The 8178-nt window shown below is 62.8% G+C and carries 8 protein-coding genes and 1 pseudogene; 5 read left to right on the forward strand and 4 right to left on the reverse strand.

Going from position 1 to position 8178, the window contains the following annotated elements; all coding sequences use genetic code 11:
* Positions 1-177: 177 nt before the first annotated feature.
* From VFJ08_RS06705 to VFJ08_RS06715, 3 genes are all read right to left on the reverse strand, one after another.
* Positions 178-1122 carry an ABC transporter substrate-binding protein gene (locus tag VFJ08_RS06705; protein WP_324996424.1) on the reverse strand — a complete coding sequence of 315 codons (945 nt, stop codon included), beginning with the start codon at positions 1120-1122 and terminating at the stop codon, positions 178-180.
* A 132-nt stretch (positions 1123-1254) separates the two neighbouring features.
* Positions 1255-1602, reverse strand: a complete 348-nt coding sequence (locus VFJ08_RS06710; protein WP_324996425.1) for a DUF202 domain-containing protein — start codon at positions 1600-1602, stop codon at positions 1255-1257.
* 6 nt (positions 1603-1608) lie between these two features.
* Complete coding sequence (locus VFJ08_RS06715; RefSeq protein WP_324996426.1) at positions 1609-1995, reverse strand: YidH family protein; 387 nt, start codon at positions 1993-1995, stop codon at positions 1609-1611.
* Between the two features lie 446 nt (positions 1996-2441).
* On the opposite strand from VFJ08_RS06715, the gene VFJ08_RS06720 reads away from it, so the two are divergent.
* The 5 genes from VFJ08_RS06720 to VFJ08_RS06740 all read left to right on the forward strand — a co-directional run bounded on the left by VFJ08_RS06720 (position 2442) and on the right by VFJ08_RS06740 (position 7525).
* The gene (locus VFJ08_RS06720) at positions 2442-3431 is read left to right on the forward strand and encodes a ubiquinol oxidase subunit II (protein ID WP_324996427.1); all 990 of its coding nucleotides are present in this window, start codon (positions 2442-2444) and stop codon (positions 3429-3431) included.
* On the forward strand, positions 3431-5524 hold the full coding sequence (locus tag VFJ08_RS06725; RefSeq protein ID WP_324996428.1) for a cbb3-type cytochrome c oxidase subunit I: 2094 nt from the start codon (positions 3431-3433) through the stop codon (positions 5522-5524). The genes VFJ08_RS06720 and VFJ08_RS06725 overlap by 1 nt, the downstream gene beginning before the upstream one ends.
* A gap of 10 nt (positions 5525-5534) precedes the next feature.
* Positions 5535-6170 carry a cytochrome c oxidase subunit 3 gene (locus tag VFJ08_RS06730; protein ID WP_324996429.1) on the forward strand — a complete coding sequence of 212 codons (636 nt, stop codon included), beginning with the start codon at positions 5535-5537 and terminating at the stop codon, positions 6168-6170.
* Complete coding sequence (locus VFJ08_RS06735; RefSeq protein WP_324996430.1) at positions 6170-6514, forward strand: hypothetical protein; 345 nt, start codon at positions 6170-6172, stop codon at positions 6512-6514. The genes VFJ08_RS06730 and VFJ08_RS06735 overlap by 1 nt, the downstream gene beginning before the upstream one ends.
* 75 nt (positions 6515-6589) lie before the next feature.
* Complete coding sequence (locus VFJ08_RS06740; protein ID WP_324996431.1) at positions 6590-7525, forward strand: ring-cleaving dioxygenase; 936 nt, start codon at positions 6590-6592, stop codon at positions 7523-7525.
* Positions 7526-7724: 199 nt separating this feature from the next.
* On the opposite strand, the pseudogene VFJ08_RS06745 reads toward VFJ08_RS06740, so the two are convergent.
* A pseudogene (locus VFJ08_RS06745) lies at positions 7725-8178 on the reverse strand (malate synthase G); the annotation flags it as partial.

Raw genomic sequence — 8178 nt, forward strand, 5'->3', positions numbered from 1 at the left:
TGGGCTTGTTTGCGGCGCGCGCGTAGCGAGTGTCACGAAAGCGCGGTACGGGCACGTGCCGGGCCGCGCGCACGAAATCGCGACGTTTTGCGTATTTCGTCGCGCACACAAAAAAGCCGGAGCCCGCAATGCGGTTTCCGGCTTCGGTCAGCCTCGGCTGGCGGCTTTAGCAGCGCATCAACCGCCCAGTTCCTTCTTGACTGCTGCCAGCGCCGGGCCCGAACCATCGGCGGTCTTCACGCCGTCCAGCCATTGGGCGACCATATCCATATTGTTCTTGATCCACCGGTCGACAACTTCGTCGGCCGATTCGTGTTTATAGCCGTAATCGTAGACCCAGTCACTCTGGATATCGGACGAGACCACCATCTGCTTGAGAAAGCGGATGACGTTCGGGTTTTTCTTCTCGAACGTCGGATTGACGGCGGTATACACCACCGAACCACCGCCCCAGATCTGCTTCGGGTCCTTCAGATACTTCAGATCGTACTTGATGTTCATCCAGTGCGGCTTCCAGCCGAGGAACACGATCCACTCCTTGTCGTCGATCTTACGACCGGCTGCGGTGAGCATAACCGCGGTCGACGACGGGCGCAGGGTCCAGTCGCCCAGGTTGTAGGTATCGTTCTTGATCGCATCGATCATCACCTGGTTGCCGTCGTTACCGGCCTCGATGCCGTAGATGCGATGGTCGAACTTGTCGGCGTACTTGTTCAGATCGGCGATGCTATGCACCCCGGCGTTCCAGACATAGTCCGGCACCACCAGGTCGTACTGGGCGTCGGGCACGTTCTTGACCAGCAGGTCGATCTTGCCGGATTTGACCATCGGTTCGACGGTGGACTTCTGGGTCGGCATCCAAATGCCCAGATCGGCGTCGATATCGCCGCGCGCCACGCCCTGCAGGGCAATGGTCCAGCTGGCGTTGGTCACATGCGTGTCGTAGCCGGCCGCTTCCAGAATCCGCTGGGCCATGGCGGTCTTGACCGTCACCCCCGGCCACGGCGGGGCGGCGAACTTCACGGTCGGCGCCGCCAGGGCGCCGCCCGTGGAGACCATCCATAGCGCCAGTGTCAGCGCGCTTATACCTACACTTCTCGTCCAGCCTTTGAAGACGAACATAATAAACGCTCCTGCCTCTGTCTCGATGATAAACCCGGTCGGCGCAGCATAAGCACGCCGCCCTCGTGGAAGAATAGTTTACCGGCAGCCTGCCCCCGAAGCGAATGCGCCCCGCCCCTACCAGCGGCGTTTTCAGCCCGCGACAATGGCCACGAGCGTCATCGCGCCGAGGCCCACCGTTCCCACGCCGACCAAAAGCACGGGTACGGGTGCAGCCAAGGCTTCGGGCAGTAGCCGCACGGCCAGGGTGCGGCGTCGATGAAAAGCCACGCCGGTGGTGAACAGCGCCAGCAGGAAGGCTATTCCCCCGGCGATCAGAAGCACCATGCTGGGCTCGGACAGCGCGTGGCGAAGCAATAGGGCGCCGTTGACCAGCAAGGCCAGGCTGGTGCGGGTCCACGACAGGTAGGTGCGCTCGGCCTGCAGGCCGGGCAGTTTGGCGATCGCGCGTCGGCTCGGCGTGCTTTGCGAGGCGGCCATGAGCGGCTAATTATTGCTGAAAAGCAAGGTCAGAACGAGCACCAGCACGCCGACGCCGGCCACCCCCGCCGCCAACAGCCACGGCATCAGCGTCGCGGGCAGCGGCGCGTGGCGGCGCATCGCCTTTTGCGAGCCGTGCCAACGCAGCGCGCTGCCGACCACGCTGGCGATGCTGATGGTCGCGAGCAGTCCGGCGAGCAGTTTGCTGGCCCCGGGAATCGAGAAATCCGGCGCGAACTGGACGACCGCGACCGCGCCGGCCAGCACGGCCAACGCGGTACGGATCCAGGCCAGAAAAGTCCGCTCGTTGGCCAGCGTGAAGCGGTAGTCCGGCTCGTGTCCGCCGGCCTCACGCTTATCGTCCTGTACGTTGTCTTCGTCTTGTTCGCTCATCGGGATCGACGCTGACGATTTGGCTTCATGACGATTATGGCTTATGGCGGCCGGCGGTGGCCGCGGCGCGCCGAAGTCACGGCGGCCATCGCGGCGCGCGCCTCGGCTTTCAAGGCGCGCAGCTCGCGCGACAACAACGCCGGCTGGGGAATAGCAGGGCCTCGCCGGCCCGCGACAGACGCCCGGTTCAGATGGTGCAGATTCATCATCGGCGAACAACTCCGGTTGATGCATACGCGGCGGCCGCGATGGACGCGCGCCTTGATCTCGTGCAAGAATACAGGCGGCTCGTCCAACTAAGGTCTTATGCGCGTATCGGCGCACAGGCCGCAGGCTGGAACGCCTAGCCACTTCGTGCCTGCTGCCGGCAGCCCGCGCTGCCGACCCACGGAATGCCGGGTGCCCGGCCGCGCACGGTCGCCGCCCCACAGTGGAACCGATCGCCCATGAAAACAGTTAATTATCGACGCGCGCCGAGGATTCTGCTTGTGACGGGGGTGGCGCTGTCGCTGGCCGGCTGTACCGACTCCAACGCCTGGCTGTGGATTCTCAACCCCAACGGACCACTGGCCGATGCGTCCGTCTATTATCTGATCATCCAGGTGCTGCTGCTCGGGGTGGTGATCTTACCGGCGACCGTACTGGTGATCTGGGCGTTTTTCCGCTACCGGGACGGCGGCACGGGCAGTTACGATCCGCGCTTCAACCACTCGGTCTTGGTCGAGTTCATAGTTTGGGGCATACCGCTGCTGGTGGTGGGCGTCATGTCCTATTTCACAATCCAGGGCGCCTTCGCGGTCGGGCCGTACAACCCCGAGGCCGTGAATAAAGTGGTTGCCCAGACGCCGAGCAACCAGAAACCGCTCAAGATCGACGTGATCGCCACCGACTGGCAGTGGCTGTTCGTTTATCCGCAACTCGACATCGCCGCCGCCAACCGGCTGGTGGTGCCGGCCGACCGCAAGGTCGAGATGCGCCTAACCTCGGTGGGTATCACCAACGACTTCTACGTGCTCAAGGTCATCAATCAGATCTACGTGATGCCGGGGATGCGGACCAAGCACAACTTTTATCTTGAACGCCCCGGCGAATATCGCGGTTTCTCCACCGAGTTCAGCGGGCCCGGCTTTGCCTGGATGAATTACAAGATGAAGGTGGTGACGCCGGACGACTTCAAGCAGTGGGTCGCCAAGGCGAAGGCATCCCCGCAGCGCATGACCTGGTCGCATTTCAAACAATACGCCGAACCCACGATCAACACCGGCAACATCTGGACGCTGTACAGCCATGTGGACCCGAACCTGTTTTCCCAGGTGATCAAGCAAGTGCGATCGGGCGAACTCGCCTATCGGCGACCGATGCGCTTTTCCGAGGAAATGGATTCACCGGAGTTCAAGAAGCATTCCACCGGCGAACCCAAGCGAGGCAATAACTGATGTTCATGGATCTGCAAGGGCCGTGGAATCCGCTGCTCGGCCGGCTGCCGATGCTGCTGAATCTGAAGTACACCAATCCGTTTATCGCGGCCGCGTTCGCGATGGTGGTCATCGGCGGCATCGTGGTGGTCGTCGCGCTGACTTATTATCGGCGTTGGGGCTGGCTGTGGCGTGAATGGCTGACGACCGTCGATCACAAGAAGATCGGCATCATGTACCTGATCGTCGGTCTGGTCATGCTGTTCCGAGGCTTCTTCGATGCCTTCATGATCCGCACCCATCAGGCGATCGCGGTCGGCGCCTCGTCGCCCGGCTTTCTCAGTGCCGATCACGGTTATCTGCCGCCGTTCCACTTCGACGAAGTGTTCACCGCCCACGGCACGATCATGATTTTGCTGGCGGTCACCCCCATGCTGGTCGGGTTCATGAATCTGATCGTGCCGATCCAGATCGGTGCGCGGGACATGGCCTACCCGTTTCTCAACGCGGTCGGACTGTGGCTGACCGCGGTGGCGGCGGTACTGGTGATGGTGTCCCTATTCGTGGGCGATTTCTCGCACGCCGGCTGGGTCGGGCTAACGCCGCTCACGGAATTGGCCAACAGCCCGACCGTCGGCGTCGATTACTGGTTATGGCTGATACAGATCAGCTCGATCGGCACCACCGTCGGCGCGGTGAACATCATCGCGACGATCCTCAAGATGCGGGCGCCCGGCATGACGCTGATGCGAATGCCGATCTTTTCCTGGACCGCGCTGGCCACGAACATCGTCGGGCTGACGTCTTTTCCCGTGCTGACCGTGGCCCTGTTTCTGCTCACCCTGGACCGCTACATCGGCACGCATTTTTTTACCGCCGACGGCGGCGGCAACTTCATGATGTACACCAACCTGTTCTGGATCTGGGGCCATCCGGAGGTGTATTTCGTGGTGCTGCCGGCGTTCGGCATGATTTCCGAAATCGTGCCGACGTTCTCGCAAAAACCGTTGTTCAATCACAAGGCCATGATCGTCGCCACGATGGCCATCGCCGGCGTGGCTTGGTCGGTCTGGTTGCATCACTTCTTCATCATGGGCTCGGGGCCGGTAGTCAATTCCTTCTTCTCGATCTCGACCATGCTGGTGGGCATTCCGACCGGGGTGAAGGTGTTCAACTGGGCATTCACCATGGTTCGGGGCCGCGTGCGCCTGGAGACGCCCATGCTGTGGGCGCTGGCCGCGGTGCTGCTGCTGATCGGCGGCGGCATGACCGGCATGATGGTGGCGATTCCGGCGATCAACTACGTCACGCACAACAGCGTGTTCGTGGTCGCCCATTTCCATAACATGTTCCTGATCATCGCCTTCGCGCTGTTCGGCGCGGTCACCTTCTGGTGGCCCAAGGCGTTCGGCTTCCGGCTGGACGAGCGCCTGGGCCGGATATTCTTCTGGCTGTTCTGGGGCGGCTCGGTGTTCGTGTTCGTACCGATGTACGCGCTCGGTTTTCTCGGCATGACGCGCCGCCTGGCCTATATCTCGCATCCATCCTGGTGGCCGCTACTGCTGCTCGAGGTGGTCGGCATCGGTCTCTATATCGCCTCGCTCGCCGCCTTCGTGCTACAGCTCGTGGTGTCGATCCGGGATCGCGAGAAGAACCGGGTGCGCGGCCCCGACGCCTGGGGCACCTCGCGCAGCCTGGAGTGGGCGACGCATTGCCCGCCGCCGTTCTACAACTTCGCGGCCACGCCGGTGGTGCATTCCTACGACGAGTGGGCCTGGCGCCGTGAACGGAATCTGGTTTCGCTGGTTCCGGATTACTATGCCGACATCCATATGCCCAAGAACAGCATGGTGCCGCTGGTGCTGGCGTTCTTCGTCGGCGTGTTCGGCTTCGCCGCGGTGTGGCGCATCTGGTGGCTGGCCGGCCTGGCGCTGGTCGGGGTGATCGCGTCGCTGATCTTCCGCATGTTCCAAAAGGACGTCGACTACACCGTGTCCGCCGAAGAGGTTGAGCGCATCGAACGGGCGCATCTGGCCGAAATGGCGGACGAAGACACGGAAGCCGCGCACCGATCGGCAGACGTGGCCTCCAACGCCCGGCCGTTGACACAGTAAGGCAATCGCTATGTCCAAGCACGACACCCAGCACTCGCCCGAACCGGTGGCCAGCGGTCTGTGGCAACCGGAACCCGAACACCCCGACAGCATTGGGCTGCGGACGCTCGGCTTCTGGCTGTACATGATGAGCGACGCGATGATCTTCGCCGGGCTGTTCGCGGCCCACGGCGTCTATCTGCGGGCTTACGGCGGCAGCGATATCACCGCGGCCGAGGTGATCGATCCGGCCAAGGGGCTGATCCCGACGCTACTGCTGTTTACCAGCGTGCTGGCGTTCGGCCTGGCCAGCGTGGCGCTGAAAAACGACGATCGCAGCCGCATGCTGCGCTGGATGGGTGCTTCCTGGATTCTCGGGCTCGCCTTCCTCGGCGAGGAGGTCTGGGAGTTTTCCGGCCTGGCCGGCGAAGACGCCGTTCCACAGGCCAGCGCTTTCCTGTCCGATTTCTGGACCATCGTCTGGGTACACGGCGCCCACGTCGCCGTCGGCCTGATTTGGATGGCGGCGATGCTGGTCCAGATCGCACGCGAAGGCTACACCGAAGCGACGGTCGGCCGCTTCCTCAATCTGCGGATATTCTGGTTCTTTCAGGCCGTGATCTGGGTGTTCGTCTACACCTTCGTTTACCTCATGGGAGTGAGCTGATGGCGCACGATGAGCACAATCCGCTGACCCATCCGGAAGTCCGCAACGCCAGCACCGGCCTATACGTGGCCGCCTTCGTGCTCGGCATGGCGGCGATGGGCATCGCCTGTCTCGTGACCGTCGGTTTCGATCTGTCGCAGGTTACGATACTGACTTGGCTGGCGGTGCTCGCCGCGGTGGCTTCGCTCGGGCAGCTCTATCTTCTGTTCAAGCTCGACCTATCGCGGGCGATGTTGTGGCACACCGTGTCGCTCGTGCTGACCATACCGCTATTCTTCATGGCCATCGGGCTGACGATTTTTATGTTCCATTATCTGGAAGCAAGGGTGATGCTCGGTAGCTGACCTCGCTGCGGTTCGGGTGGGCCATGCTGTTGACGACGGCGACAGCACAACTGAACTCGGATAAGGAGTAAAACCATGAGCCCAATCCAGGTTGGTGGCCTTCACCACGTCACCGCGATCGCGGCGGACGCGCAGCGCAATGTCGACTTCTACACCGGCGTGCTTGGCCTGCGCTTCGTCAAGAAAACCGTCAATCAGGACGACCCGTTCACCTATCATCTGTACTACGGCGACACGCTCGGCCGCCCGGGCACCGCAATGACGTTCTTCCCGTTTCCGGATCTACCGGCCGGGCAGCCGGGCCAACGTCAGGTTTACGAGACCGCCTTCTCGGTGCCGGCCGCGTCGCTCGGCCATTGGCGGGATCGGCTCGAGCGCCACGACATCACCGCGCTCAGCGAAGAGGAGCGTTTTGGCGCGCCCATACTGCGCTTCGCCGATCCCGACGGCCTTATCGTGGTGCTCGTCGGCGATGCGGCGGACGCCAGCGAGGCGGGCTGGCCCGAAGGCCCCGTCCCGGTCGCCGAAGCGGTGCGCGCCTTCTCCAGCGTGCGGCTGGCGAGCGCCGCAACGGAGGCGACGGCGCGGGTGCTCACCGAGTTGCTCGGCTACACCGAAGCCGGCGAACAGTCGGGCACGACGCGCTTCGCGATCGCCGATGCCGAGCGCGCCGGCGCAATCGACCTGATGGCTACGCCGCCGCCCGGGCGGCGCGGGGCCGGAACCGTGCACCACGTCGCCTTCCGAGTCCCCGATCGCGACACGCTGACAGCCATGCGACAGCAACTGGTCGACGGCGGCATGCAGCCGACGCCGGAAATCGACCGCTTCTATTTCCGCTCGGTCTATTTCCGCGAGCCCGGCGGCATTCTGTTCGAGATCGCCACCGACGAGCCGGGCTTTGCCGTCGACGAAGATATCGCGGCGCTGGGCAGCGAACTCAAGCTGACCGCCGAACACGAGCCGCAGCGCGCGCGCATTGAGGCGCAGCTGCCGCCTATTCACGTATAGAAAGGGGGTTCACCGTGGTTAAGATTACCGGCGCCCTCGGCGGTGGAAGTCGTGAACGTTGGCAAGACCATCGTCAACACGGTCAAGAGTGCTAGTTAGTGCCCTGTAACGTAAATTCACTGCACGATTTCGCCGCGCCGCGCCTTGTCTGGCACCAAAAATCGCTCGTAGTTATGCTGCAAACTCACGTTACAGGGCCCTAGCCCGCCATTCGCTTTGCCTTGATTTCCCGACGCCGTGCATGCAACACCGGCTCGGTATAACCGGACGGTTGCTCGCGACCCTTGAAGACCAGATCGCAAGCGGCCTGGAACGCGATCGAAGCATCGAAGTCCGCCGACATCGGCGTGTAGCCGGGGTCGTTCTCGTTTTGCCGGTCGACCACCTTGGCCATGCGCTTGAGGGTTTCACGCACATCGTTTTCGTTGGCGATGCCGTGGTGCAGCCAGTTGGCGATATGTTGCGACGAGATGCGGCAGGTCGCGCGATCCTCCATCAGCGCGGTATCGGTGATATCGGGCACCTTGGAGCAGCCCACGCCCTGATCCACCCAGCGCACGACATACCCGAGAATGCCCTGGCAGTTGTTGTCCAGTTCCTTGGCGATCTCGTCGGCCGATAGCTCACGATCGAGCAGCGGGATCGTCAGCAGG

It is taken from the genome of Salinisphaera sp. (assembly GCF_035690525.1).
Lineage (GTDB): Bacteria > Pseudomonadota > Gammaproteobacteria > Nevskiales > Salinisphaeraceae > Salinisphaera.